The sequence below is a fragment of the Streptomyces sp. NPDC048590 genome (assembly GCF_043199535.1).
Classification (GTDB): domain Bacteria; phylum Actinomycetota; class Actinomycetes; order Streptomycetales; family Streptomycetaceae; genus Streptomyces.
Map to the genome: position 1 here is coordinate 51,005 of NZ_JBICWC010000008.1, position 24,529 is coordinate 75,533.

At 71.0% G+C, this 24,529-nt stretch carries 22 protein-coding genes; 15 read left to right on the forward strand and 7 right to left on the reverse strand.

Translation table 11 applies throughout. The features are described from left to right. Positions 1 to 127: 127 nt before the first annotated feature. From ACGFNN_RS23160 to ACGFNN_RS23170, 3 genes are read left to right on the forward strand one after another with little or no spacing between them, the layout of a single operon-like run. Complete coding sequence (locus tag ACGFNN_RS23160; RefSeq protein WP_393558544.1) at positions 128 to 973, forward strand: YndJ family protein; 846 nt, start codon at positions 128 to 130, stop codon at positions 971 to 973. Beyond that, positions 961 to 1,470: a DUF1990 family protein gene (locus ACGFNN_RS23165; protein ID WP_393558546.1), complete on the forward strand. Its 510-nt coding sequence runs from the start codon at positions 961 to 963 to the stop codon at positions 1,468 to 1,470. Before ACGFNN_RS23160 ends, ACGFNN_RS23165 begins: the two co-directional genes overlap by 13 nt. Before the next feature lie 28 nt (positions 1,471 to 1,498). Then, positions 1,499 to 2,947 (forward strand): lipase maturation factor family protein, encoded by a 1,449-nt coding sequence (locus ACGFNN_RS23170; protein ID WP_393558548.1) that lies wholly within the window; start codon positions 1,499 to 1,501, stop codon positions 2,945 to 2,947. A gap of 93 nt (positions 2,948 to 3,040) precedes the next feature. Here ACGFNN_RS23170 and ACGFNN_RS23175 read toward each other — a convergent pair whose 3' ends face one another. From ACGFNN_RS23175 to ACGFNN_RS23185, 3 genes are all read right to left on the reverse strand, one after another. Next, positions 3,041 to 3,214, reverse strand: coding sequence for a hypothetical protein (locus tag ACGFNN_RS23175; RefSeq protein WP_167359509.1), 174 nt, complete (start codon positions 3,212 to 3,214; stop codon positions 3,041 to 3,043). Positions 3,215 to 3,594: 380 nt separating this feature from the next. Beyond that, positions 3,595 to 5,085, reverse strand: coding sequence for an SDR family NAD(P)-dependent oxidoreductase (locus ACGFNN_RS23180; protein ID WP_393558550.1), 1,491 nt, complete (start codon positions 5,083 to 5,085; stop codon positions 3,595 to 3,597). A 135-nt stretch (positions 5,086 to 5,220) separates the two neighbouring features. Beyond that, positions 5,221 to 6,696, reverse strand: coding sequence for an MFS transporter (locus ACGFNN_RS23185; protein ID WP_393558552.1), 1,476 nt, complete (start codon positions 6,694 to 6,696; stop codon positions 5,221 to 5,223). Positions 6,697 to 6,926: 230 nt separating this feature from the next. Between ACGFNN_RS23185 and ACGFNN_RS23190 the strand changes: the two genes are divergently transcribed. From ACGFNN_RS23190 to ACGFNN_RS23215, 6 genes are all read left to right on the forward strand, one after another. Further along, positions 6,927 to 7,823, forward strand: a complete 897-nt coding sequence (locus ACGFNN_RS23190; RefSeq protein WP_362553836.1) for an RNA polymerase sigma factor SigF — start codon at positions 6,927 to 6,929, stop codon at positions 7,821 to 7,823. A gap of 146 nt (positions 7,824 to 7,969) precedes the next feature. Next, the gene (locus ACGFNN_RS23195) at positions 7,970 to 9,196 is read left to right on the forward strand and encodes a PP2C family protein-serine/threonine phosphatase (RefSeq protein WP_393558554.1); all 1,227 of its coding nucleotides are present in this window, start codon (positions 7,970 to 7,972) and stop codon (positions 9,194 to 9,196) included. 13 nt (positions 9,197 to 9,209) lie between these two features. Beyond that, positions 9,210 to 10,835 (forward strand): CHASE3 domain-containing protein, encoded by a 1,626-nt coding sequence (locus ACGFNN_RS23200; RefSeq protein ID WP_393558556.1) that lies wholly within the window; start codon positions 9,210 to 9,212, stop codon positions 10,833 to 10,835. Further along, complete coding sequence (locus ACGFNN_RS23205; RefSeq protein ID WP_362553827.1) at positions 10,832 to 11,275, forward strand: response regulator; 444 nt, start codon at positions 10,832 to 10,834, stop codon at positions 11,273 to 11,275. The genes ACGFNN_RS23200 and ACGFNN_RS23205 overlap by 4 nt, the downstream gene beginning before the upstream one ends. Before the next feature lie 100 nt (positions 11,276 to 11,375). Next, a complete protein-coding gene (locus ACGFNN_RS23210) occupies positions 11,376 to 11,834 on the forward strand; it encodes an ATP-binding protein (RefSeq protein ID WP_393558558.1) in 459 nt (152 codons plus the stop codon). 181 nt (positions 11,835 to 12,015) lie between these two features. Continuing rightward, positions 12,016 to 13,152 (forward strand): DMT family transporter, encoded by a 1,137-nt coding sequence (locus tag ACGFNN_RS23215; RefSeq protein WP_393558560.1) that lies wholly within the window; start codon positions 12,016 to 12,018, stop codon positions 13,150 to 13,152. Here ACGFNN_RS23215 and ACGFNN_RS23220 read toward each other — a convergent pair. Then, positions 13,122 to 14,372 (reverse strand): transglycosylase family protein, encoded by a 1,251-nt coding sequence (locus tag ACGFNN_RS23220; protein ID WP_393558562.1) that lies wholly within the window; start codon positions 14,370 to 14,372, stop codon positions 13,122 to 13,124. The two genes, ACGFNN_RS23215 and ACGFNN_RS23220, sit on opposite strands and share 31 nt — an antisense overlap. Before the next feature lie 197 nt (positions 14,373 to 14,569). On the opposite strand from ACGFNN_RS23220, the gene ACGFNN_RS23225 reads away from it, so the two are divergent. Further along, the gene (locus ACGFNN_RS23225) at positions 14,570 to 15,640 is read left to right on the forward strand and encodes a LacI family DNA-binding transcriptional regulator (protein ID WP_393558563.1); all 1,071 of its coding nucleotides are present in this window, start codon (positions 14,570 to 14,572) and stop codon (positions 15,638 to 15,640) included. A 109-nt stretch (positions 15,641 to 15,749) separates the two neighbouring features. Here ACGFNN_RS23225 and ACGFNN_RS23230 read toward each other — a convergent pair whose 3' ends face one another. Together ACGFNN_RS23230 and ACGFNN_RS23235 are read right to left on the reverse strand one after the other, a co-directional pair. Beyond that, positions 15,750 to 16,754 carry an NADP-dependent oxidoreductase gene (locus ACGFNN_RS23230; RefSeq protein ID WP_393559088.1) on the reverse strand — a complete coding sequence of 335 codons (1,005 nt, stop codon included), beginning with the start codon at positions 16,752 to 16,754 and terminating at the stop codon, positions 15,750 to 15,752. Between the two features lie 130 nt (positions 16,755 to 16,884). Beyond that, positions 16,885 to 17,571 carry an SDR family oxidoreductase gene (locus ACGFNN_RS23235; RefSeq protein WP_393558565.1) on the reverse strand — a complete coding sequence of 229 codons (687 nt, stop codon included), beginning with the start codon at positions 17,569 to 17,571 and terminating at the stop codon, positions 16,885 to 16,887. 114 nt (positions 17,572 to 17,685) lie between these two features. Between ACGFNN_RS23235 and ACGFNN_RS23240 the strand changes: the two genes are divergently transcribed. The 3 genes from ACGFNN_RS23240 (at position 17,686) to ACGFNN_RS23250 (ending at position 20,162) form a co-directional block, all read left to right on the forward strand. After that, the gene (locus ACGFNN_RS23240; protein ID WP_393558567.1) at positions 17,686 to 18,246 is read left to right on the forward strand and encodes a TetR/AcrR family transcriptional regulator; all 561 of its coding nucleotides are present in this window, start codon (positions 17,686 to 17,688) and stop codon (positions 18,244 to 18,246) included. A gap of 285 nt (positions 18,247 to 18,531) precedes the next feature. Then, the gene (locus tag ACGFNN_RS23245) at positions 18,532 to 19,137 is read left to right on the forward strand and encodes a TetR/AcrR family transcriptional regulator (protein ID WP_393558569.1); all 606 of its coding nucleotides are present in this window, start codon (positions 18,532 to 18,534) and stop codon (positions 19,135 to 19,137) included. Continuing rightward, on the forward strand, positions 19,134 to 20,162 hold the full coding sequence (locus tag ACGFNN_RS23250) for a DMT family transporter (protein WP_393558571.1): 1,029 nt from the start codon (positions 19,134 to 19,136) through the stop codon (positions 20,160 to 20,162). Before ACGFNN_RS23245 ends, ACGFNN_RS23250 begins: the two co-directional genes overlap by 4 nt. Positions 20,163 to 20,203: 41 nt before the next feature. Here ACGFNN_RS23250 and ACGFNN_RS23255 read toward each other — a convergent pair whose 3' ends face one another. Next, complete coding sequence (locus tag ACGFNN_RS23255) at positions 20,204 to 21,532, reverse strand: ROK family protein (protein ID WP_393558573.1); 1,329 nt, start codon at positions 21,530 to 21,532, stop codon at positions 20,204 to 20,206. Between the two features lie 283 nt (positions 21,533 to 21,815). Here ACGFNN_RS23255 and ACGFNN_RS23260 point away from each other — a divergent pair, with 283 nt between their 5' ends. Beyond that, the gene (locus tag ACGFNN_RS23260; RefSeq protein WP_362553801.1) at positions 21,816 to 22,190 is read left to right on the forward strand and encodes a hypothetical protein; all 375 of its coding nucleotides are present in this window, start codon (positions 21,816 to 21,818) and stop codon (positions 22,188 to 22,190) included. A 199-nt stretch (positions 22,191 to 22,389) separates the two neighbouring features. Continuing rightward, positions 22,390 to 24,390 (forward strand): hypothetical protein, encoded by a 2,001-nt coding sequence (locus tag ACGFNN_RS23265; protein ID WP_393558575.1) that lies wholly within the window; start codon positions 22,390 to 22,392, stop codon positions 24,388 to 24,390. Positions 24,391 to 24,529 lie beyond the last annotated feature (139 nt).

Genomic DNA, 24,529 nt, shown 5'->3' on the forward strand with positions numbered 1-24,529 from the left:
CCGAACCTGGCCTCTTGAACACGTTCAAAAATCCCACTAGGCTCACGCCGCGAGGTTGAACAAGTTCAACTCGGCGTCCGCCCGTCATCGGGTGCCGTATGTCGTGAGCCGGGGAGGGGTGGTCGTCTTGTCCGTGCTGGTCGGGCTGACCGTGACTCTGGGGATGCTGGTGGTCGTCCCCCTGGGCCTCGGCCTCGTCGACGACCCGGCACTCGCCCGGACGCGCCGCATGTGGCCCCTGTTCGCGGTGCCCGGCGCCCTTTCCCTCTGGCTTCCCCGAGGCGGGACGGCCGCCGCGCTCGCCCTCTGCTACGCGGTGGGGACGCTGGTGCTCGCCTGCCACGCTCCCCGGCGGCTCGCACGCGGCCGGCGGCCCGACCCGGCGGAGGTCGCCCTGCTCACCGCGCTCCTCGCACCGTCCGTGGCGGCGCTCGCTCTCGTGGCGGAGCGCTCAGGCCACCAGCTCTTCGGCTTCGGGCTCGGCATCCTCGCCCTGACCGTGCCGCACTTCCACTTCGCCGGCTTCGCCGCGGCGCTCGTGGCCGGCCTCGTCTGCCGGGCCCAGGACAGCGCGTCATGCCGGTTCGCCGCGCTGAGCGTGCCGGCCGGGACCCTGATCGTCCTCGTCGGCTACTTCACCGGCGAGTGGGTCGAACTGGCGGGTGCCCTCGTCCTCACCGCGGGCATGTGGACGGTTGCCCTGCTGACCTGGCGCGATGCGGGGGCCGCCGACCGCACCGGCGCCACCGGGGCCCTGCTCCGCGTATCCGCCGGGGTGCTCGTGGCGACCATGGTGCTCGCGCTCAGCTGGGCACTCGGCGAGGCGACCGGCATCCCTCACCCGACCCTGACCTGGATGGCGGCGACACACGGACTGGGCAACGCCTTGGGCTTCGCGCTCTGCGCACTGCTCGCACACCGCAGACTCCAGCAGGAATCCGACACGGAAGGCAGCACAGCGTGGACGCGTTGACGTACCCCGAAGCCGGCGCCACGAGGCACCACCCTCTCCCCGACGGATACAGCCATCTCCACCACCGCGCGGCGGTGGGCCGGGGCCGCGCCGTGTTCGAACGAGCGGGCACGGCCGTCACCGAATGGGGAATGCACCGCGCGGCGGGAGCCGGTATCGACGCCTCCGCCGCACGCGCTGCCGCCGGAGTCACCGTCACGGTCTCGGCGGGCATCGGACGGCTCCGGTTCAGCGCCCCCTGCGCGATCGTGTGGACCTGCTACGGGAGCGAACGCACCGGCTTCGCCTACGGAACCCTGCCGGGACACCCGGAACGCGGGGAGGAGAGCTTCGTGGTGGAGCTGGCCGAGGACGGCACCGTGTGGTTCACCGTCACCGCGTTCTCGCGTCCGGCCTCCTGGTACACGCGGCTCGCGGGTCCGCTCGTGCCGGTGGCGCAGCGCTGGTACGCCCGCAGGCTCACGGCGGCGCTGCTCCGGGCGGCGAAGGCTGCCTGACGCCCGGCCGGGCCGGATACTGGAATCGATGCAGTGGTTCACCGCCGACGGCTACTGGCTGGGCCGGCTGGTCTTCCAGCGAGGACTGGCCGCCGTCTATCTCGTCGCCTTCGTCGCCGCGGCGCTCCAGTTCCGGGCGCTGATCGGTTCCCGTGGGATGCTCCCGGTGCCCGACCTGCTGAGGCGCACCTCGTGGCGCGCCGCGCCCGGCCTGTTCCGCCTCCACTACTCCGACCGCTTCTTCGGGCTCGTCGCCTGGACCGGCGCGGCTGTCTCCCTTGCCCTCCTCGCCGGTGCGGACGCGCACGTACCGCTGGGAGCGGCCATGGCCCTGTGGGCACTGCCATGGGTGCTTTACCTGTCGATCGTCCAGGTCGGGCAGGTCTGGTGGGGCTTCGGCTGGGAGTCCCTCCTTCTGGAGACCGGCTTCCTCGCCGTCTTCCTCGGGAACGGGGACACGGCTCCACCCGTGCTGGTGCTGTGGCTGCTGCGCTGGCTGCTGTTCCGGGTCGAGTTCGGCGCCGGGCTCATCAAGATCCGGGGCGACGAGTGCTGGCGGAAGTTGACCTGCCTCGACTTCCACCACGAGACCCAGCCGATGCCGGGGCCGCTGAGCTGGTTCTTCCACCATCTCCCCGGGCCCGCGCACCGGGTCGAGACCGCCGCCAACCACGTCACCCAACTCGTGGTGCCCTTCCTGCTCCTCACCCCTCAGCCGGTGGCGAGCGCGGCGGCCGGGCTGATGGTCGTCACCCAGCTCTGGCTGATCCTCTCGGGAAACTTCGCCTGGCTGAACTGGCTGACCGTGGTCATCGCGCTGTCCGTGATCGACTGGTCGCCGCTCGCCGGGCCACCACCCGATCAGCCGGGGTCACCTCTCTGGTTCGAGGTGGTCGTCCTGGCCGTCACCGTCCTCGTGCTGGTGCTCAGCCGGCACCCCGTACGCAACCTCCTCTCGCGCCGGCAGGCGATGAACCGCTCCTTCGACCCGCTCCACCTCGTCAACACCTACGGGGCCTTCGGGAGCATCAGCAGGATGCGGCTGGAGTTGGTGGTCGAGGGCACGGCGGACGAGGTGGTCCACGACGGGACCCGCTGGCTCGAGTACGGGTTCCGGGGGAAGCCCGGCGATCCGCGCCGGATGCCGCGCCAGTTCGCGCCGTACCACCTGCGACTGGACTGGATGATGTGGTTCGCGGCGCTCTCCCCCGCGTACGCCCGGTCGTGGTTCGGACCGTTCGTCGAACGGCTGCTGCGGGACGACCGGGACACGCTGCGGCTGCTGGGCCACAACCCGTTCCCCGGCGGGCCGCCCTCGCACATCCGGGCCCGGGTCTTCCACTACCGGTTCACGGACCCGGCGGAGCTGCGGGCCACGGGCCGCTGGTGGGACCGGACCTATGTGCGGGACTTCATGCGACCGGTGGCCAGGCCGGTGCCCCTGCGACCGGGCCGGGAGGCCGACGACCAGGAATGAGCCGCGCCGGGGCTGTGGCCGGAAATGGGCACTGCCCCCGCCTTGAAGGGCGGGGGCAGATACCGAGGGCGCCGTTCCGAGGGCTGCGGAAGGTCAGTCGATGCCGGGCAGGATATGAGGCTCGGCCAGATCGTCCTCGTAGCCGGCCAGCCTGATGGGTGCCGACCGGGCCCAGACCTCGATGTTGCGGAGCTTCTCGGGCCGACGGGCCCGCTCTCCGGACAGCTCGGCGGGGCGCGTCTCGGTCTTCGTCATTTCAGGTGTCACCGCGGACTCCTTCGTGTCGCGTAACCCCGGGTGGTGACGACGCTGCGGCGGTGAGAACCGTGTCGGCCACCCTCTGCGGGGCAGGGGCAGAAACAGTTCGGTCGCGGTGGCGCCGGGTACGGGGCGGGACGGCGGACTGCTTACAGACCTGTCCCAGGACGGCCGAGGAAGCTTCGTGGATCCCTTGGTGGCGTCCGTTCACCTCAGCCTAACCAAATGAGCGCCTTCCCGCTCGACAGAACGTGTGGCCTGGGTCACTTTCAGCCAACAAAAAGGTGATGGCCCCCTGATCAGAGGGCCATCACCGGGTCACGGGTTGGGCGTGTGACGCGTGGGAGGCGAGAGACTCGGCGCGGCGGCGTCCCGCGCCCCGCCCGCGGTCACCAGCCGGCGGGGGCGTAGTCCTTCAGGAAGCAGCCGTAGAGCTCCTCGCCCGCTTCCCCGCGCACGATCGGGTCGTAGACCCGAGCCGCCCCGTCCACGAGGTCGAGCGGGGCGTGGAAGCCCTCCTCCGCGAGGCGGATCTTGTCGGGGTGGGGCCGCTCGTCCGTGATCCAGCCGGTGTCGACGGCCGTCATGAGGATGCGGTCCTTCTCGAACATCTCCTGGGCGCTGGTACGGGTCAGCATGTTCAGCGCCGCCTTGGCCATGTTGGTGTGCGGGTGCCCCGCGCCCTTGTAGCCGCGGCCGAACACACCCTCCATCGCGGAGACGTTGACCACGTAGGCGTACTTCGCCTCGGTCGCGGCCATCGCGGGGCGCAGGCGGCTGATCAGGATGAAGGGCGCCGTGGAGTTGCAGAGCTGGACCTCGAGCAGCTCGATCGGCTCGACCTCCTCGACGGTCTGGATCCAGCTGTTCGTGTGGTGCAGGTCGGGAACCAGGCCGCCGGCGTCGATCGCGGTTCCCGCGGCGATACGGGCGGGCGACGCGGAACCGGTCACCAGGGCGAGATCCGTGACGTCCTGCGCGCTCAGGCCCTCGCCCTCCTTGCGTGCGGCGGGCAGCGCCGCGACGCGGTCGACGGAGCCGCTGCCGAACGTCCCGATCACCTCGGCCGCGGGCAGTTCACCCGCGGGCAGGGGCGCGGACTCGGCCGAGACGAGCTCGCTGTAGGCCTGCGGGGACCGTCGGACGGTCTGCGCGGCGTTGTTGATCAGGATGTCGAGCGGCCCCTCGGCCGCGACCGAGTCGGCCAACGCGACGACCTGGGCGGGGTCGCGCAGGTCGATGCCCACGATCTTGAGGCGGTGGATCCACTCGTCGCTGTCCGGCATCGCCTTGAAGCGGCGGATCGCGTCGTTGGGGAATCGCGTGGTGATCGTGGTGTGCGCCCCGTCCCGCAGCAGCCTCAGCGCGATGTACATGCCGATCTTGGCGCGGCCCCCGGTGAGCAGGGCCCTGCGGCCGGTGAGGTCGGTGCGGGCGTCGCGGCGGGCACGGTTCTCGGCCGCGCAGCCCTGGCAGAGCTGGTGGTAGAAGGCGTCCACCTCGACGTACCGGGTCTTGCAGATGTAGCAGGACCTGGGGCGCTGGAGTATGCCGGCGATCTCGGCGGTGGCCGAGGAGGACGGCAGGACACCCTGTGTCTCGTCGTCGATGCGCTCCGCGGAGCCGGTCGCCGTCGCCTCTGTGACGGCCTTGTCGTGCGCGGTCTTGGCGGCCCGGCGCTCCTGACGGCGGCGCTGCTTGACCGTGCGGTAGATACCGGCGGTGGCCCGGCGCACGGCGATGGCGTCCGGGTGGTCGACCTCGATCGAGTTGAGCTCGTCCAGCACGCTCAGGCAGACGGCGAGCCGTTCCGGGTCGATTCCGGGACCGAACGTGTCGGTACCGGGAGCGAACTCCTGGCTGTCCTCTGTCACCGTCATCGCCGTTCCTCTGTCACTCGTCACTCATGCCGCTGGCGGGCTCGGGGGGTGGGGAGTGATCCGGCCGGGAGCCGGCGAGGGCAGGCGCGCACGGGCGGAATGCCCCGGTCAAGTCTGCCATGAGTCGGACGTTGCTCAGCGCGGCGTGGAGTCCTCCCGCTCCTGCGCGGAGAGCGGGGTCGCGATGTCCTCCAGGGACTTCTGCTCGGCCGCGACGGCGAAGAAGAGGGCGACCAGTCCCGCGACCACCATCAGGGAGGCCCCGATGCAGAAGGCCAGGGCCGTGTCACCGGGGATCCCGCTCTCGGTGAGGTCGGCGAAGACCAGCGGCCCGGTGATACCTCCGGCCGCCGTGCCGACGGCGTAGAAGAAGGCGATGGCCATGGCCCTCGTCTCCATCGGGAAGATCTCGCTGACGGTCAGATAGGCGGAGCTCGCGCCCGCAGAGGCGAAGAACAGGACCACGCACCAGCAGCCGGTCATGGTGGCGGCGGTCAGGGAGCCGTTCTGGAAGAGCCAGGCGGTCACGAAGAGCAGCAGACCGGAGGCGATATAGGTGCCGGCGATCATCGGTTTGCGGCCCACGGTGTCGAAGAGCCTGCCGAGCAGGAGCGGCCCCAGGAAGTTGCAGAACGCGATGACGGCGAAGTAGTAGCCCGTGGCGCCGCTGGAGACGTCGAAGAACTTCACCAGGATCGAGCCGAAGCCGAAGGTGATCGCGTTGTAGAGGAAGGCCTGACCGATGAAGAGGGCGAGGCCGAGCACGGCGCGCCTGGGATAGGAGCGGAAGACCGTACGGGCGATCAGGCCGAACCCGATGCTCTTGCGCTGGCGCACCGTGATCGCAGGCTCCGCGGGCGGCAGGGCGTGTCCGGCCTCCCTCTCGACCTCCTGCTCCACCTCGCCGACGAGCTTCTCCGCGGCTTCGTCCTTGCCGTGGATGAACATCCACCGCGGGCTCTCCGGCACATGGCGGCGTACCAGCAGGATGACGAGGCCGAGGACGACACCCAGGGCGAACGTCAGCCGCCACCCGATGTCCTTGGGGAAGATGTCCGTGTTCAGGGCGAGGACGGAGAGCAGGGAGCCCGCCATGGCCCCCAGCCAGAAACTGCCGTTGATGATGAGGTCGACGCGGCCCCGGTACTTGCTCGGGATGAGTTCGTCGATGGCCGAGTTGATCGCCGCGTACTCACCGCCGATGCCGAAACCGGTCAGGAAGCGGAAGACGAAGAACCACCAGGCGGAGAAGGAGATCGCGGTGAGCGCGGTCGCGGCGAGATAGACGGCCAGCGTGATCAGGAAGAGCTTCTTGCGACCGAAGCGGTCGGTGAGCCATCCGAAGAACAGCGCCCCCGAGCAGGCACCCGCCACGTACAGCGCGGCGGCGATACCGGTCACCTGCGCGTCGGTGATGGCCAGACCGCTGCCGTCCTCCGAGAGTCTGCTGGCGATGTTGCCCACGACGGTGACCTCGAGTCCGTCGAGGATCCAGACCGTGCCCAGGCCGATCACGATCATCCAGTGCCACCGTGACCAGGGCAGCCGGTCGAGCCGGGCCGGGATCCTGGTCGTGACGGTGCGCCCGGCCGCCGTACCGGTGTCGCTCATGAGCCCTCCTCATCGCTCCGGAACACACAGGTGCCCGGAACGAGGCGTGACTCACAGGTCGGCCAGGAAGCGTAACGGGAACCACCCGGACGGTGACCGTGCGTTGCCCCGAACGGCGGCCATGGGACGAGTTCTGCTCTCGGGAAAGAAATTTCCGGATCGGGTGGCATGACTTCCGGAAGGCGGGGCATGCGCCCGTCACTACAGCGGAGTCCAGGGAGGGCGACACCATGACGGCCATGTCAGTGCGAACCACCGAATCGATCGGCACGGCGTCCACGCGGTGCGACGAGGCGGGTGCGGTTCCCGACACGGCCGCTCTGCCCTGGATCGAGGACGCCGGCAAGGTCGCCCCGCAGGACGCGCGGGCCATGTCCAAGCTCTTCTTCGACCGGCTCCAGACCCTCGAAGAGGGCACGCACGAGTACCAGTACGCGCGCAACACCCTGATCGAGATGAATCTCTCCCTGGTGCGTTTCGCGGCCTCCCGCTTCCGCAACCGGGGCGGTGACGACACCGAGGACATCATCCAGGTGGGGACGATCGGCCTGATCAAGGCGATCGACCGCTTCGACCTGTCCCGCGAGGTCGAGTTCGCGACCTTCGCGGTGCCCTACATCGTCGGTGAGATCAAGCGGTTCTTCCGCGACACGACCTGGTCCGTGCACGTGCCGCGACGGCTGCAGGAGCTGCGGGTCGAGCTCGCCAAGGCCAAGGAACTGCTCTCGTCGAGGCTCGACCGCGACCCGACGGTCGCCGAGCTCGCGGCACACCTCGATCTCCCCGAGGAGGAGATCATCGAAGGGCTTGTCGCCGCCAACGGCTACTCCGCGGGCTCCCTGGACACCCCCAACGCCGACAGCGAGTCGGGCAGTGACCAGCGTGCCTACTCGGAGCTGCTCGGCGAGGACGACCCGGGCATGGAGAGCGTCGAGAACCTGCACACGCTGGCACCGCTGCTGAAGCAGCTGGACGAGCGGGAGCGGAAGATCGTCCAGATGCGCTTCGGCCAGGAGATGACCCAGGCCCAGATCGGCGCCGAACTGGGCGTTTCCCAGATGCACGTGTCACGTCTGCTGAGCCGGATCGTGCAGCGCCTCCGTGCGGGAATGAGCGTCGAGGCCTGATTCCCGTACCACCCCGTCCCAGCACCGAGGCCCGGCCTGACGCCGGGCCTCGGTCGCATATGCTTCCTGCCGAAACGGCCATGGGTGAGCCGTCCGTCGGAGGGGGTGGAGCGTTGGCCGAGTCGTCGTCGGACACCTCTGCGCGCATGCAGCGGCTCAGCGGGATTCCGGGGCAGCAGAGGGCGCTCGCCGAAGGTGAGACCTCCGTCTGGAACGTCGACGCCGCCCTGCTCCTCGTCGAGGACGACGCCGGGGACGCTCTGCTCGTCGAGGAGATGCTCAGCGACAGCGAGCTCGACGCCCCGCTCACCTGGTGCAAGACGCTGGCCGAGGCACAGCGGTTCCTCCTCACCTCACGTACCTCCGTGTGCGTCCTGCTGGATCTGCACCTGCCCGACGCGAGCGGTGTCGATGCCGTGCGGCGGCTCGTCGCGTCCGCCCCCGACGCCGCGGTCATCGTCCTGACCGGGCTGGACGAGTCGGAGACCGGTCTGTCCGCGGTGGCCCAGGGCGCACAGGACTACCTGGTCAAGGGCAGGATCGACCCCGAGGTGCTGGGCCGCGCGGTCCGTTACGCCCTCCAGCGCAAGTACGCCGAGCGCTCCGCGGCGGCGATGCGCACCACCGAGCTCATCGCCCAGGAGAACGCGCGTCTGGAACGGGCACTGCTGCCGATCCCGGTGCTGCGCGACGACACCTTCCGGGTGGCCGCCCGCTACGAGGCCGGACGGGCCCACGGGCTGCTGAGCGGCGACTTCTACGATGTGGTGCAGACCGCCGACGGCGCGGTGCACGCGGTGATCGGCGACGTGTCCGGGCACGGTGCCGCGGAGGCGGCCCTCGGCGTCTGTCTCCGGGTCGCCTGGCGTACGGCCGTGCTGACCGGTGTGACACAGATCGAGAAGACCGGGCTGCTGGAGGAGATACTCGTCGCCGAGCGCTCCGATCCCCACGTGTTCGCGACGGTCACCACACTTGTCTTCCCCCCGGACCGGAAAAGGGTCCTGGTCGTACGCGCCGGGCATCCCGGAATGCTCCTGCGGCGGGGCGGCGACGTCAGCTGGGTGGAGCCGGACGCCGGTATGGCCCTGGGGCTGCTCCCGGGTCTCGGCCAGTGGAAGGTCACGGAGGTGGCGCTGTCCCCGGGCAGCGAGCTCGTCCTGTTCACCGACGGCCTGTTCGAGGGGCGTACGGGACCGAAGTCCCGGCTGGGCGAGGAAGGCCTGCTGGCGATGGCCGGACGGTACGGCTCCCTGGAGCCCCGGGCGTTCGTCGACGCGCTGGTCGCCGAGGCCACCGAGAGCGCCTCTCCCTTCGGAGGGCTGGCCGATGACGTCGCCGTCCTCCATGTCGGGTGGAAGACGGACCTGTGAGTACGGAGGACCTGTGAGTACGGAAGCGACCGGTGCCCGACGGCCCGGCCGGCTAGCCCGCCTGTCGGTGCAGAACTGGGTTCATCTGATCCTGGCCGGCTTCGTGCTGGTGGTCTGCGGATGCCTGGTCGTGGGCGGGCTCGTCCTGTCCCGGATCTCCGACCGGACCACCGAACTCGTGGACCGCATCCAGCCCGCCCGCTCCGTCTCCTTCCAGCTGCAGAACTCCCTCCTGGACCAGGAGACCGGGGTACGCGGCTTCGCGCTCACCGGCGACACCACCTTCCTGAAGCCCTACGAGGAGGGCGTGCGGTCGGAGCGGGACCGGCTCCGGCGTCTGCGCTCGCTGACCGGCGACGAGCAGCCCTACGCCGAGGACCTCGACCGGATCGCGGATGCCGCGGAGCAGTGGCGCACCCGGCGGGCGGAACCGCTGATCGCCGCCGTGCGGGCGAGCGGTCCGACCGGGGCCTCGTCGGCCCCCATCCTGCGGAGCAAGGCGGAGTTCGACGCCCTGCGCTCGCTCTACGCCACTCAGCAAGGCCGTCTGGACGACGTGCGCGACCAGGTCCGGGAGCAGCTCGACGACGCCCGCACCACACGCGACCAGGTGCTCTTCGCCCTGGTGGTCGGCTTCGTACTGGCCGTCGTGTCACTAAGTGTGCTGCTGCAGCGCGTGGTGGGCCGTCCGCTGGCCGCGCTCACCGAGGCGTCCCACCGGGTCCGCGCGGGCGCCTTCGACAACCGGATCGAGGTCCGCGGGCCCTCGGACGTCAGCGCCGTGGCCGCGGCCGCGGAGGACATGCGCCGACGGCTCGTCGCGGAGCTGGCGGAGTCGCAGGACCGGGAGACACTGCTGTCCGAGCAGACGGCGGAACTGCGCCGCTCGAACTCGGAACTGGAGCAGTTCGCCTACGTGGCCTCGCACGACCTCCAGGAACCGCTGCGGAAGGTGGCCTCCTTCTGCCAGCTGCTGGAGAAGCGGTACGGGGACGAGCTGGACGACCGCGGGCGGCAGTACATCGACTTCGCGGTCGACGGCGCCAAGCGGATGCAGGTCCTCATCAACGACCTGCTGACCTTCTCCCGGGTGGGCCGGGTCCAGCAGAGCTGGAAGCCCGTCGATCTCGATGCCTCCCTGGACCGCGCCCTGTCCAATCTCACCCTGGCCGTCGAGGACTCCGGGGCGACCGTCGTACGCGACGCCCCTCTGCCCGAGCTGCTCGGCGAGGCGACGTCCCTCACGATGGTCTGGCAGAACCTCATCGGGAACGCGATCAAGTTCCGCCGGGACGACGTGCCGTGCCGCATCACCGTCGGCTGTGTCCAGGAGGGTGAGAACTGGCACCTGAGCGTCGCCGACAACGGCATCGGCATCGCGCCGGAGTTCGCCGACAAGGTGTTCATCATCTTCCAGCGGCTGCACGCCCGCGACGAGTACGAGGGCACCGGGATCGGACTGTCGCTCTGCCGGAAGATCATCGAATTCCACGGTGGCCGGATCTGGCTGGACCCGGAGCCGTCCGAGGGCACACTGATCCACTTCACCCTGCCCGTTCTGCCCGAGGCCCCCACGCACACCACGGCGGAGCTGCTCGAACCCGCCCTGCCCACCCCCCGACCGGGAGTCACACCGTGAACGACACCGTCAAACCCATCGAGGTCCTGCTGGTCGAGGACGACCCCGGCGACGAGCTGATGACCCGTGAGGCCTTCGAGGACAACAAGATCCGCAACACGCTGCACGTGGTGCGGGACGGCCAGGAGGCCCTGGACTTCCTCTACCGCCAGGGTCAGTACCCCGACGCGCCGCGTCCGGACCTGGTTCTCCTGGACCTCAATCTGCCGAAGTACGACGGCCGCCAGGTGCTCGAGAAGATCAAGACGGATCCGGAACTGGCGCTGATCCCGGTCGTGGTCCTCACCACGTCGTCGGCCGAGGAGGACATCCTGCGCAGCTACAAGCTGCACGCCAACGCCTATGTCACCAAGCCGGTCGACCTCGAGCAGTTCATCGGCGCGGTGCGCCAGATCGACGACTTCTTCGTAAGCGTGGTCCGGTTGCCTCCGCGTGCGTAAGATCTGAAGGGATCCCCCGGAGTGGGATCTCTCGACGCGGGTAGGCGAACGGCGAGAAACGAGGTCGACGACCTCCCCTGCGGCGCCCTGGCTGGAGCACATGAACGAACAGGCCCCCTCACGGATGGACGACCCCTTGCAGGGATCCGCGCCGTCATCGGAGGTTCTGCTCGCCGCCGAGGTGTTCGACGGTGAGCCCGGATGCATCGCGCAGGCCCGCTCCCTCGCCGACGGCTTTCTCGCCCGGCTCGTGGCGGAGTGGTTCGCGGTCCTCGGTGAGCACACCCGCAGTGATCTGATGCTCGCGGTCAGCGAACTCGTCACCAACGCCGACCGCTACAGCCACGGCCCCTACCTGCTGGAGCTCGAGGGCGACGCGCGGCACATCAGCGTCACGGTCTACGACAGCAGCACGGCCCTTCCGGTCCTCTACTCCCCCGACCCGGCCCGCCTCGGCGGTCACGGGATGGAGATCGTGGTGGCGCTCTGCGATCGGCTGACTGCCGAGCGTGTGCCGGTCGGCAAGCGCATCAGAGCCGAATTCACGCTCAGTACCTGAGCACCCTCTCCCCGTTCCACGGCTCGCCGTGCTCCGCGCGGCCAAGTTCTGAGCTCCTCGCCGAGGAGGACTACCGTCGGAAGGAGGAGCCGGGAGTGATGTACGTACTACTGGAGCAGTACGCCGAATCGCCGCCTCAGGGACGACGACTGGGCGACCCTGACGGGACATCGTGGTGTACATGAGTTCCCTTGCGCTTTCCGTGCTCCTGTCGCTGGTCTCCGCGCTCGCCTACGCGGCCGGCGCGATCGTCCAGGAGCACGTGGCCTCGGCTGCCGGCAGCAGGCCGTACGCACCGCTGCGCAGCGGTCTCTGGTGGGTGGCGGTGGGGCTCAACGGTGTGGGTGCGGTGCTGCACGTGGTGGCGCTGGCGTACGGGCCGCTCAGCCTGGTCCAGCCGCTCGGGGCCCTGACGATCGTGTTCGCGCTGCCGATGGCGGCGCTCTTCGTGGGCCGGGGTGCGGGACGGACCGCGTGGCGGGGCGCCGTGATGGCGACGGTCGGTCTGGCGGGCCTGCTGGCGCTCACGGGGAGTTCCGGGTCGCATTCGCTGAGCGGGCCGGAGCAGTTCGTTCTGGCGGCGGGGACCGCCGGGGCCCTGGTGGCACTTCTGGCGCTCGCCAAGGGCCTGCACCGGATGGCGCGCAGCGTGGTGCTCGCCACCGGGGCCGGGATCGCCTTCGGGATGGCCTCGGTGTTCACGAAGACCGTGGCGGTCGAGTGGACCTCGGGCGTGGTGACGTCCGGGGCGCCGACCCTTCTCGTGATCGCCGGGCTCGCGGCGGCGGGCCTGCTGCTGTCGCAGGCGGCGTACCGGGGTGCCGGCCTGGCGGCGCCGCTGGCGACGGTCACCGTCGTCAATCCGGTGATCGCGGCGGCCGTGGGGCTCACGATGTTCGGGGAGCAGTTCCGCTTCGGGTTGACCGGCACCCTGCTCGCGCTCGGATCCGGTGTGGTGGCGGCCGCGGGGCTGGTGCTGCTGACCACCGAGCGGGTCGGCGCTCAGCAGCGGACGCGGCAGGACGATCGGTCCGGCCGGACCGCCGAGGAGGGCCCGTCCGGGGGCGCGACCGCCCCTTCGCGCGCTCCGGTGCTCCCGAAGCCCGCGAACGCGCTGTCCGAGCAGGGCGCGGCGGTGCTCCCGGACCCTTTTCCGGCGCCGACGGCCCTCTCTCTGCCCCTGACCCTTCCTCCGGACCACGGCGGTGGACGGGTGGAGTTCGACGGTAGGAAGCCTGCCGCCGGGCAGGCACGCAAGAGTGACTTAGAGGGCCGGGCAGGGTCGGCTCAGAGGCTGACGCCGCCGGCCCTGAGGTAGGCCAGGGGGTCGACGTCCGATCCGTAGCCGGGGCCGGTGCGGATCTCGAAGTGCAGGTGCGGGCCCGTGCTGTTGCCGGTCGATCCGGAGCGGGCGATCCGCTGGCCCCCGGTGACCTGCTGGCCCGCGCGCACATGGAGCGAGGAGAGGTGCGCGTACTGGCTGTACCTTCCGTCGCCGTGCCGGATGACGATCTCGTAGCCGTACGCGCCGGCCCACCCCGCCGAGACAACCGTGCCGGAGTTCACCGCCTTGACGGAGGTGCCGGTGGGCACGGGGAAGTCGACCCCCGTGTGGTAGCCGCTCGCCCAGGAGCCCGACTGGTGGTACGGGGTGCCGGTGCGTGCCGAGACGGGCGCGGTGAGGCCCGTGCGGGGCTTCGACGCCTTCTTCGCGGCGGGCTTCGCCTTCTGTTCGGGTGCCGTGGTCCGCGGTGCCTGCTTCTCCGTGGCCTTCGGCGGGGCCGACTGCCGCGGCGTCTTCGGCTTCGACACCTTGGGCCTCGGGGCCGCGGCGGGCTTCGGGGCGGCGACCGGCGCACCGGCCACGTCGAGGGTCAGCCGCTGGCCCGGGAGGATGAGGTCGGGGTCGGCGCCCACCACGGAGCGGTTGGCTGCGTAGAGCTTCTGCCAGCCGCCCTGGACACGCTCCGCCGACGCGATGCCGGAGAGGGAGTCGCCGCGCGCGACGGTGTACCCCTCACGCTTGCCGGGCACGGCGGTCGGTGACGCCTTCGGCCCGGCGTCACGGGCCGTTCGTGCCCCCGGGCCCGACTCGGGTGTCCCTCTCTTGACGGCGGGCTCGGTGCGCTGCGCCTGCGTGGTGACGCCGGGTGCGTCACCGCCCTTCTTCAGGCCCGCCCTCACGGAACAGGTGGGCCAGGCGCCGGGCCCTTGTCCTTCCAGCACCTTCTCCGCGACGGCTATCTGCTGGTCCTTCGTCGCCAGATCGGCGCGTGCGGCGTAGGCGGTGCCACCGTAGGCCGCCCACGTGGACCGGGTGAACTGCAATCCCCCGTAGTAGCCGTTGCCGGTGTTGATGTGCCAGTCGCCGGTCGACTCGCAGGCGGCCACCTTCTCCCAGACATCGGTCGAGGCGGCTCCGGCGGAGGCCGCCGTGAGGAGCGGGAGTGCGATTCCCGCTCCTCCCGCCGTCACCGTGAGCGAGGCACGGTTGATCCTGCTGGGCTGGTATCTGCGGTGCCGTCCGTTCGCGGCCATGATCAGGCTCCCCCACTGGCTGTAGGACACGTGGCAAGCGGCCAACTTATGTGTCCACCAAGGGTGGTGACAAGGGAACAGAATGTGTGCGCCCCGCCCGTGCGCCGGCGCACCTCCCCCGCTCCTCCTGATGAGGGAGTGTTGCGGCATCTGAAGGAGAGCGCTCCACCAGGGGTCCCGGTGCTATAAATGCGCTCATGACGGATGCTCTTCGGCCGCCCGGCGCGTCACCCACCCTGGAGGACGTGGCCCGGGCCGCAGGGGTTTCACGCGCGACGGTCTCACGGGTCGTCAACGGGGTACGCAACGTCGACCCCGCGATCCAGGCGGCCGTCCGGCACGCGGTTTCTGTGACCGGCTACACACCCAACCGGGCCGCGCGTTCCCTGGTCACCCGGCGGACGGACTCCGTCGCTCTGGTGGTGTCGGGGACGGGCGTCGAACCGGACGGGGAAGGTCCGGCCGAGGCGGGGGCGTTCACCGCGCAGGTACTCGCCGACCCGTTCTTCGGCCGGGTGATGACCGGGGTCGTCAACTACCTCCGGCCGCGCGGCATGCACCCGGTACTGATGTTCGCCGAGTCGTCACGGGCACGCGAGGAGGTGGTCGCCTACCTGCGTCAGGGGAGCGCCGACGGCGCGCTGATCGTGTCGACCCACGCACGGGACCCTCTCCCGGGCATGGTCGTGGACGCCGGCCTGCCCGCCGTCCTGTACGCACGGCCCACCCTGCCGGCCCGGATCAGCTACGTCGACCTCGCGCACCGGGACGGGGCCAGGCTCGCGGCGGAACACCTCCTCGGACGCGGCTGCCGCCGGATCGTCACGATCAGTGGCCCCCTCGGCATACCGGCCGGGCAGGACCGGTTCGAGGGGTTCACCTCGACGCTGGCCCGCCATGGACACCATGATGTCCCGGTCGCCGAGGGGCAGTTCACCCAGGGGAGCGGGGAGGCCGCCATGACACGGCTGCTGGCCGAACACCCTGACCTGGACGGCGTGTTCGCGAGCAACGACCTGATGGCGACCGGCGCCTGTCATGTGCTCAGGGAGCACGGCAGGCGGGTGCCGGACGATGTGGCCGTGGTCGGCTTCGACGACAGCAGCGCGGCGTCCACCTGCCGACCGCCGCTCACGACGGTGCGGCAGCCGGTGGAGCAGATGGCGGCTGAGATGACCGGACTCCTGCTGGACCGACTGTCCGCACCGGACCGGCCGGCCACGTCGGTGGTCTTCGAACCGGTGCTGGTGGTCAGGGACTCGGCCTGACCCGGCACCTCCCGCATGGCGCTGCGGGTCTGGCCGCACATCCTCGCGAGGCCAGGACGTGGTCGGCCGAACGGCTGCCGGCCACCCGTCGGGCGGCCGAGCGGCGCTCTCACACCATGGTGACGACGACCTTTCCGGCTCCGGTGCGGCCGTGCTCGGCGTACTCCATGGCCTCGCGGGTCCGTTCGAAGGGGAAGGCCCTGTCGACGACGGGGCGGATCACTCCGTCGTCGACGAGCCGCGTGATTTCCCCGAGTTGGGCCCCGTCGGCCCTCATGAACAGGAAGGCGTAGGTCACCCCTCGGCGCTCGGCGTGACGCCGGATCCCGGAACTGAGCGCCTCCATCCCCTGGCGGAGGACCGGGTTCAAGCCCAGTTCGCGGGCGAAGTCCGCGTCGGGAGGTCCGGCGATGCTGATGAGCTTCCCGCCGGGCTCGAGGACGCTCATGGACTTCTCCAGCGACTCGCCCCCGAGGGTGTCCAGGACCAGGTCGTAACCGTGCAGGACCTCACCGAAGTCCTGGGTTCGGTAGTCGATCGCGACATCCGCACCGAGATCCTTCACCAGTGGGACGTTGGCCGCGCTCGCCGTCGTGGCCACATGTGCACCCAGATGCCTGGCCAGTTGGAGCGCGACGGTGCCGACGCCACCTGATCCACCGTGGATCAGCACCTTCTGGCCGGGCCGGACCTGGGCCTTCTCGACCAGGGCCTGCCAAGCGGTGAGTCCGACCAGCGGCAGGGAAGCCGCCTCCGCCATGGTGAGAGCGGCCGGCTTGGGCGCCAGGTCGTCCTGGTGGACGGCGATGAGTTCCGCGAAGGCGCCGATGCGGTCCTTGTCTGGCCGGGCATAGACATGGTCACCCACCGCGAAGCGGGTCACGGCCGGGCCGGTCCGCACGACCTCACCCGCAAGGTCGTTACCCAGCACAAGTGGCAAACGGTACGGCAGGAACGCCTTGAAGGCGCCGTCGCGGATCCTGAAGTCCAACGGGTTGACGCTCGCCGCGTGAATCCTGACCAGGACTTCCTCAGCACCTGGCTCCGGATCCGGCACCTCGGCCGCGCGCACCTCGGACGCGTCGCCGTACTTCTCGATCAGATATGCCTTCATCATCGCTTCCACTTCTCGCCCGCAAGCGGACGGCACGCGCCTGTCGCCCCGGCGGGGCGAGAGGTCTCCTGTGTTCACTGTCTCTACGCGGCGTCCGGGTCCGGACCGCGCCCGCACGGAGTGCGACGGCTCACGCCTCCTGCGGCGGGCCGGCCAGGGCCTGCTTCACACTCCGGGTGAGTGGGTCGGCCAGGACCTCGGGCTGCCCCGTCTCGATACCGGACAGCGCCTGGGCGGCCACCTCGGCGGGGTCGGCCTTCTGGTCGGCGGGCACACCCGCGGCCATGTCGGTGTCCATGTATCCGACGTGGAGTGCGGTAACGGCGATCCCGCGGGACGCCAGCTCTCCACGTACCGCATTCGTCTGTGCCCACGCGGCGGCCTTCGATGCCGCGTAGGCGCCGAGGGCTGCGGGATGCAGCCAGGACAGGACCGACAGCACGTTGAGTACGGCGCCGCCGCCGTTGCGCTCGATCACGGGGGCGAAGGCCCGGGTCACGGCGAGCGGGCCGAAGAAGTTCACCTCCATCTCCAGGCGGACGGCGTCCGGGCTGCCCGCGACCAGAGAGGTGCCGGTGGAGACGCCCGCGTTGTTGACGAGGAGCGTGGCGTCGGAGGCGATACGGGACGCGTCCCGGATCGAGTCCACGTCCGTCACGTCCAGTCGCAGCGGGACGACGCCCGGAAGGTCCACCGACTCGGGACTACGGGCCGCCGCGTACACCTTGGCCCCCCGCTCCAGGAGCTGGGCGGCCAGATGCCGGCCGAGTCCCCGGTTGGCGCCCGTGACCACCGCGACCGCTTCCTTCAGTTCCATTTACACCCTCTGAAATCTCCGGGGCGCTGAAGACCCACGTTAATTAGATGTCACTCACAATCTAATCTTGGCCTAGGATAGATGTCAATCGACATTGAAATGGGAGGGTCACGGATGGGCCGCGTATCGCAGGCGCAAGCACAGGCCAACCGCCGACGGGTCGTGGAAACCGCCTCCCGGCTCTTCCGGGAGCGGGGCACCCAGGTCAGCGTCGCCGAACTCATGAAGGCCTCCGGGCTGACCCACGGCGGCTTCTACAAGCAGTTCGACTCGAAGGAGGCGCTCATCGACGAAGCCACCGGTCACGCGTTCGACGAACTCGGGCAGCGCCACAGGGAAGGACTCGCGCAGCACGCCGGGCACGTCGGCACCGCCCAGCGGGCGCTGATCGAGAGCTACCTGTCCACCGGGCACCGCGACGGAGCGGCGGACGGTTGCCCTGCCGCCGCGCTGGCGACCGACATGGCTCGCGACCACGGAACGAGCGAGGCCCATCACGCCTACACCAAGGGAGTGAGCGACTTCGCCGACTGGCTCACGACCGAGGATCAGGACGGGATCACACGGCTGTGCACCATGGTCGGCGCACTCGCCCTGTCCCGTGCGACCAAGGGCTCCCCGCTCTCCGAAGAGATCCTCGCCGCCGCACGCGACGCACTGACGACCACCGACTGACGGGCGGGACGGAGTGGGGGCGCCCCGACCCCGCCCCGTAGCCGCCGACGACCGGGCCGCGGGCCCCACCGCCGCCCTCCGGCCGCTTGCGCTCCGATCGCACCGCCGCGTGCCGGCCGGGGCCACACCTTCGACAGGCACCGCCGCCCACTGCACGAGCCCGACATCGCGCAACCGACCGCGCGACGCGGCGGCGCCCCGGACCCCATTCGGAAGCGATCGGTTGACCGCGGAGCCGACCCGCGAGCTAAGGTAGGTAGACCTACCTACCCAGTCTGGACGATGATGAGTGAGAACGACGCGAGCGCCCCGGCCGGCGGCCGTCCGAGGCCGGCCCGGCGGCGCCTGCTGGAGGCCGCGGCACGCCGCTTCTACGCCGACGGCGTGACCGCCACCGGCATCGACACGATCACCGCCGAGGCCGGCGTGGCGAAGATGAGCCTCTACAACAACTTCTCCTCCAAGGCGGATCTGGTACGCGCCTACCTCGACGCCCGGCATGAGGAGTGGCTAGGTCTCTACCGGGCGCGCCTCGCGGAGACCGACGGCGCTCGGGCCGGCGTCCTCGCGGTGTTCGACGCGTACCGGGACCACGCCGCCTTCGCGTACGAGCACGGCTTCCGCGGCTGCGGGCTGCTGAACGCCGCGGCGGAACTGCCGGTGGGTCACGAGGGCAGGTCCGTGGTCCGTGCGCACAAGGAGGAGGTCGAGCGCCTGATCCACGACCATCTCCGGAGCCTGGTGCCGGGCCGGCCCGCCGAGGCGCGGGCGGCCGCCGAGCATCTCTCCTTCCTCCTGGAAGGCGCGATGACCCGCGCCGGACTGGAGGGCGACGACGAGCGCCTTCGGCACGCGCGGACGATGGCCGCGGATCTTCTGGACCGCCTGTGAGCGGGGATGCCCGCGGTGGAGCCACGGGCATCGGCGCCCTGTGCGTGCTCGCCGCGTCGGTCCTCTGGGGCACGACCGGCACCGCGGCCACCTTCGCCCCGGACGTGGGCCCACTGGCGATCGGCGCCGCGGCAATGGGGCTGGGCGGACTGCTCCAGGCCCTCGTGGCGGGCTCCCGGATCCGTGGCGCCGCGCACCGGTTGCGTAAGGAGCGGGGCACGGTCGCGCTCGGTGCGGCCTCCGTGGCGGTCTATCCCCTGGCCTTCTACAGCTCCATGCACCTGGCCGGTGTGGCCGTGGGCACCGTCGTGTCGATCGGCACCGCCCCACTCGCCTCGGCACTCATCGAGCGTGTGGCCGACGGCCGCCGCCTCTCGCGCCGCTGGATGCTCGCGGCAGCCCTCGGCCTGCTCGGCACAGCACTCCTGTGCGTCGCCGAAGCCGTGCACGCCGCCGGAGGTGACGGGCCGGACTCCGTGACCGGGACACTGGCCGGGATCGCGCTCGGTCTCGTCGCCGGCGTCACGTACGCCCTCTACTCCTGGGCGGCGCACCGCCTCATCACACGCCGGATCCCCTCGCGGGCCGCGATGGGGGCCGTCTTCGGACTCGGCGGCTTGCTGCTCCTGCCCGTGCTCGCGGTCACCGGCGCACCACTCACCGCCTCCTGGTCCGACGCCGCGGTCGGTCTCTACATGGCCGTGATCCCGATGTTCGCCGGGTACGTCCTCTTCGGCTGGGGCCTCGCCCACGTGCCCGCCAGCACCGCCACGACCTTGTCACTGCTCGAACCGGCCGTCGCGGCCGTTCTCGCCGTCCTGATCGTCGGCGAACGTCTGCCGGCCGTCGGCTGGACGGGCATCGGGCTCGTCGTCACCTGCCTCGCCGTACTCACCGCCCCCGCTCGCCGCGGTTCGTCCGGCCGGACCCGGACGACCGAGGGAGGCAGGGGTGACGCCGAGGCCGTACGGGCGTACGACACCGCCCGGCCGCCGGTCGGCTCGCGCCCGGGCGGCTCCGGCTGAGCCCCGGCGCCGCGTTCCTGTCCGGGGTGGCGGTCCGGCGCTCAGCGCGCCATGTCCCGGCCCCGGTTCGCCGTGACGCGGTCCGCCGCCGTGAGAGCCTCCGCGCTCGCGGCCGGTGCGGGCCGGGTCCCGCCGCGTGCCAGGAAGTCCGCCAAGGGCAGCGTGGCGGCACCGACGGTGACCGCGTCGGGGCCGAGGTGGCCCAGCCCGATCGTGGTCCGGGCGACGGCGTGCTCGAGGGCGTACTCCTGGACATGGCGCCGGATGTCCGGAAGAAGGTGAGGGCCGATCAGCAGCCCGGCCCAGCCGCCGAGGACGACGCGCTCGGGCAGGAAGAGGTTGACGAGATCGGCCAAGGCGGCACCCAGGCATTCGGCTGTCTCGTCCAGGATCGCCGCGGCCACCGGGTCGGGGGTCCCGCCGGCCGTCGGACGGGCCGCATCGATCAGGGCGGCGAGCGCGGTCTCGTCGTCCGCGTCGGCCGGAAGCGGGCCACCGGCCTCCTGCCAGCGCTCCCGCATGGCCTCGGCACCCGCGTAGGCCTCAAGGCACCCAACGGAGCCACAGCGGCACCGACGGCCGCGGATCTGCACCGTGGTGTGGCCCCATTCGAGAGCCGTGTTGGAAAGGTCCTCCTCGAAGGCGTCACCGCGGTTGACGCTCGCGCCCACCCCTGATCCGATCAGGGCGACCGCCGCCGCGCCGGCGCCCCGGCCACCGCCGAACCACATCTCGGCCTGGCCCAGTGTCTTGGCCCCGTTGTCGATGAAGAACGGCACCTCCGGCGGTACGTCCACGGCCTCGCGGAGGAGCCGCTCGAAGGGAACGGCGCTCCACCCGATGGTCTGGCCGTGCACGACGGCACCCTGGCCACCGGCGGCCCCCGCGGCATCGCGTTCGATGATGCCGGGCACCCCGATCCCGATGCCGAGCAGTGAGCGGGGGTCGGCTCCCGCGTCGCGCAGGACGTCGTGGACACCCGTCCGGACATGGCCGACAATGCGTTCGACGTCGTAGCCGTGCTGGGCCAGCAGACGGTCCGTGCGCGCCAGTTCCTCCAGTGACAGGTCGAAGAGCTCGACGCGGACCCGGGTCTCCCCGATGTCGATCCCCACGAACAGACCCCCCGCGGGAGCGATCCGCAGCAGGGTGCGGGGACGGCCCCCGTCGGATTCGACGACGCCCGCCTCCTCCACAAGGCCTTCCGCGGCCAGTTCACCGACCACGTTGCTGATGGACCCCGAACTCAGCCCTGTCGCAGGACCGAGTTCCTGACGGCTCAGCGGGCCGTCGAAGTACAACCGTTGCAGCACCCGCGCCCGGTTGCCCCGCCGCAGGTCACGCACGGTCCGTCTGCCGCGCTCAGCCATGTTGCTCCCTTCGCCGTGGCAACATACTCCGGCCCGGTCCCGGGCGAACTCATTTTTTCATTACTTAAAATATATCTTGAAATATGAGGCGGAGCGGTTTCGGGTCCGATCGCACGTCCCCGAGCCGTGAATGAGCAGCCTCTCACGGCCGCCCGGCGGGGGGTGTCGCCCGGCCTGCCTCCCGGTGCCGACCCCACCTGCGGCTATTCCGGGGCGCGCACCGCACGGGTCCGGCCGCGGGAACCATGATCGGGCGCGGGCGCCCGGCGCTTATGCTCGCCGTATGGAGCAGAGCGAAGTCCTGAAGCGAGTGATCGGCATCCTCACGGAGGCGGGCGAGATGCAGCGCCACGTCGAGGAGGACGACGGCGACCCGGACGCGGGCGGGAACATGGTGACGACGCTGCTGAACGAGACGATGCCTCACATCGCCATTCCCGCCGACGCCACGGTCGAGGAAATGGCCGCACTGGTGGGGCGCGAGGTGGGCGGCGCCGTCGAGCAACTGGTCGGAGCCTTCACCCTGGCCTTCATCGCTCTCGCCCAGATCCACGACTCCGGCCAGCAGGATGTGACCTCCGCCGATGTGCTGCAGGACCTGGCCTTGCGCGCCGAGGAGTTGAGCTCGGGGGAAGAGGGACCGGAGGGGCCGCTCTGAGGAGCGTTCCGGACGCGGTGCGGCGGTGGGACCCGCACGACGTCGCGCAGGCCCTGACCTTCGGCAGCCGGCCGGAAGGCCGCCCCGGCGGCGAGGGCCCATCGATCTCGGGCGAACCGCCCGCGAGGCCGATGTGACCGTCACACGATTGGCTCGTTTGCCGGAGTGACGGTTCTCCCCACGGCCCGGAGGCACCCCCATGCCGCTCCATCCCTCGCCACTCCGCGTCCTCGGCCACGGCGCACGCCTCGGTGTGAAGGAGGCCGAGGCGGCCCTCGTCGAGCACTACCCGCGCCTGGTACGGCTGGCCTATCTGATCCTGCCACCGGCCCTCGGCAGGCACCGCAGGGTACTCACCGCCCATGCCGTCGTGCAGCGAGCCCTGCGCACGGGCGCCCGTAACACGGCGAAGCAGGGCGCGGACGCCATCCCGTCCCAGAGATCCGGCGGAACGACGGACGGTGTCCCGCGTACGGCCGCGTACGCCGCCGTACGTCTGCGGGTGGTTCGCGCCGCGCTGGCCCACGAGCGCCGACCACGGTGGTGGCCCGGGCGTCTTCCCGCCCCGGCTGTGCTGCGCCCCTCGGTGCCTGTGGTCCGGGGGCTGCGGCTCTTCCCTCGTGCGGGCGGGATGGACGAACTGGCCCTGGACCGGACCCTCGCCGATGTGCCCGCGACGGTACGGGCGGCCCTGGGCGCGCGGCTGTTGGAGAACCTCTCCACGGACAGCGCCGCGGCGTTGCTCACGGAGGCGGGGGCGGGGGATTCCTCCGCGGCCCTGCGCACGGCCGGGCGTCTGTCAGGCGAGGACCACGCCCGGGTCGGGCGCATGCTGCGTTCGGACGAGTTCGACCCCTGCACCGTCCAGACCCGCCCGACCGATCTGTTGCGGCGCCGGAACCGGGTGCGGGCGGGGGCGGCCGCGCTCGTACTCCTGGCGGTCACGGGCGCTCTCGTCATCCCTGCCGTCACGGAGGCGGGTGACACCAGGCCTGCCGCACGCCCCGTAACGGTGGCCGAGGGAGCCCTCGACGCCTCGGCTCTGCTGCGGACGCCTCCTGAGCAGTGGGCCGACACCTCACGGGTGGACTTCAGTGCCTGGCCGGCGCGCGGCGGACGCTCCGGGGACCGCGCTCTGCTGGAGCGGGCACTCTCCGGCTGGGCGGCCCCTCCGGCCGACGCCGAGATCACCACCGCGCCGGGAACGTCCCGGGTGGCACCCGCGCTGCCGCCTCGGCTGCTGTACGCGGGTGACGTGGCGGACGAGGCCGTGGTCCTGTTCCACGACGGAGGGGTACGGGTGGTCCGGTACGCCGAACCGTTGTCCGGGAAGGGCTCCCCCACCTTCGAGTTCGCACGGGTGGACGACGCGGACGTCACCACTGCCTCCGCCCTCACCGTCGGCCGTACGCGCACGTCCGCTCGGTATCTGCTGGCGCCGTGGGTCGCCGAGTCCGCGACGCGTGACCTCCTGACTCCCGGGACGCCGGCACGGCCTCTGGAGGTGGGGCGGGACGGGGTCACCGTGCCGGTCCCCGTCCCGCAGGACGGCGGTGACTGCGCGGCATGGCCGGTCATGCAGCTGCGATCCTCGGAACGGATCGTCGAGAAGCACGCGTTCCTCGTCACCGATCTGGGTGCGCTGTCCCCCGTGCACCTGACCCACACCCCCGCTCCCGGATCCGACGCACCGGCCAGGCAGCCACGGGAGGCGACCGGGCCCGAAGCCCTCTCCGGCTGGGCCCGCACGGCCTGTTCGCTGCAGACTCTGCGGCATACCGGGGTACGGGCGGTCAACAACTGGCATTTCGCCCGGCAACCGCTGCCGGGCGGAGGCTCTCCGGCGGACTGGATGTGCACCCGATCCGACACCTGGCAGGGGCAGGGCCGGGTGCTGGTGCAGTTCCTTCCTCCCGCGGCATCCCCCGTCGCCCGTGCGCAAGTGGTGTCCGACCGACGGAACACGGCCTTGTGCAGCCGGTTCGGCCAGCACCTCGTCGCAGGGGCGCACTGGAGGGCGCCTGACGGCTCCTGGTACGTACTCGCCGCCGGCAGCCGCGCTGTCGAGCGTATCGAGATCACCGGTTCCGTACGCGGGAGCGCCGAACGGCCGACGCTGGCCCTCCGCGCGCCGCGCGGTGCTCAGTTCCGGGTGGGCGCCGAGCTGCGAGGCGGTGGTCCGGTACCCGCGGCCGGATGAGTGGCCGGGCCCGAGGGCCGTCCCGACCACGCGTCCGGGGGCACGGGTGACGGGCATGGGTCCGCGGCCGGCCATCGGGGGTTCCGTGGCCGGCCGCGGACCCACCTGCCGCACCGACGGCGGGGATTGGGACGGTGCG

Bases quoted from the DNA above. Each gene is read 5' to 3' on its own strand.
- ACGFNN_RS23245 (WP_393558569.1), top strand. From the start codon at position 18,532: ATGAGTGAGAACGACGCGAGCGCCCCGGCCGGCGGCCGTCCGAGGCCG.
- ACGFNN_RS23195 (WP_393558554.1), top strand. From the start codon at position 7,970: ATGCAGCGGCTCAGCGGGATTCCGGGGCAGCAGAGGGCGCTCGCCGAA.
- ACGFNN_RS23255 (WP_393558573.1), bottom strand. From the start codon at position 21,532: ATGGCTGAGCGCGGCAGACGGACCGTGCGTGACCTGCGGCGGGGCAAC.
- ACGFNN_RS23185 (WP_393558552.1), bottom strand. From the start codon at position 6,696: ATGAGCGACACCGGTACGGCGGCCGGGCGCACCGTCACGACCAGGATC.
- ACGFNN_RS23225 (WP_393558563.1), top strand. From the start codon at position 14,570: ATGACGGATGCTCTTCGGCCGCCCGGCGCGTCACCCACCCTGGAGGAC.
- ACGFNN_RS23235 (WP_393558565.1), bottom strand. From the start codon at position 17,571: ATGGAACTGAAGGAAGCGGTCGCGGTGGTCACGGGCGCCAACCGGGGA.
- ACGFNN_RS23220 (WP_393558562.1), bottom strand. From the start codon at position 14,372: ATGGCCGCGAACGGACGGCACCGCAGATACCAGCCCAGCAGGATCAAC.
- ACGFNN_RS23190 (WP_362553836.1), top strand. From the start codon at position 6,927: ATGACGGCCATGTCAGTGCGAACCACCGAATCGATCGGCACGGCGTCC.
- ACGFNN_RS23210 (WP_393558558.1), top strand. From the start codon at position 11,376: ATGAACGAACAGGCCCCCTCACGGATGGACGACCCCTTGCAGGGATCC.
- ACGFNN_RS23180 (WP_393558550.1), bottom strand. From the start codon at position 5,085: ATGACGGTGACAGAGGACAGCCAGGAGTTCGCTCCCGGTACCGACACG.
- ACGFNN_RS23265 (WP_393558575.1), top strand. From the start codon at position 22,390: ATGCCGCTCCATCCCTCGCCACTCCGCGTCCTCGGCCACGGCGCACGC.
- ACGFNN_RS23240 (WP_393558567.1), top strand. From the start codon at position 17,686: ATGGGCCGCGTATCGCAGGCGCAAGCACAGGCCAACCGCCGACGGGTC.
- ACGFNN_RS23170 (WP_393558548.1), top strand. From the start codon at position 1,499: ATGCAGTGGTTCACCGCCGACGGCTACTGGCTGGGCCGGCTGGTCTTC.
- ACGFNN_RS23260 (WP_362553801.1), top strand. From the start codon at position 21,816: ATGGAGCAGAGCGAAGTCCTGAAGCGAGTGATCGGCATCCTCACGGAG.
- ACGFNN_RS23215 (WP_393558560.1), top strand. From the start codon at position 12,016: ATGAGTTCCCTTGCGCTTTCCGTGCTCCTGTCGCTGGTCTCCGCGCTC.
- ACGFNN_RS23230 (WP_393559088.1), bottom strand. From the start codon at position 16,754: ATGAAGGCATATCTGATCGAGAAGTACGGCGACGCGTCCGAGGTGCGC.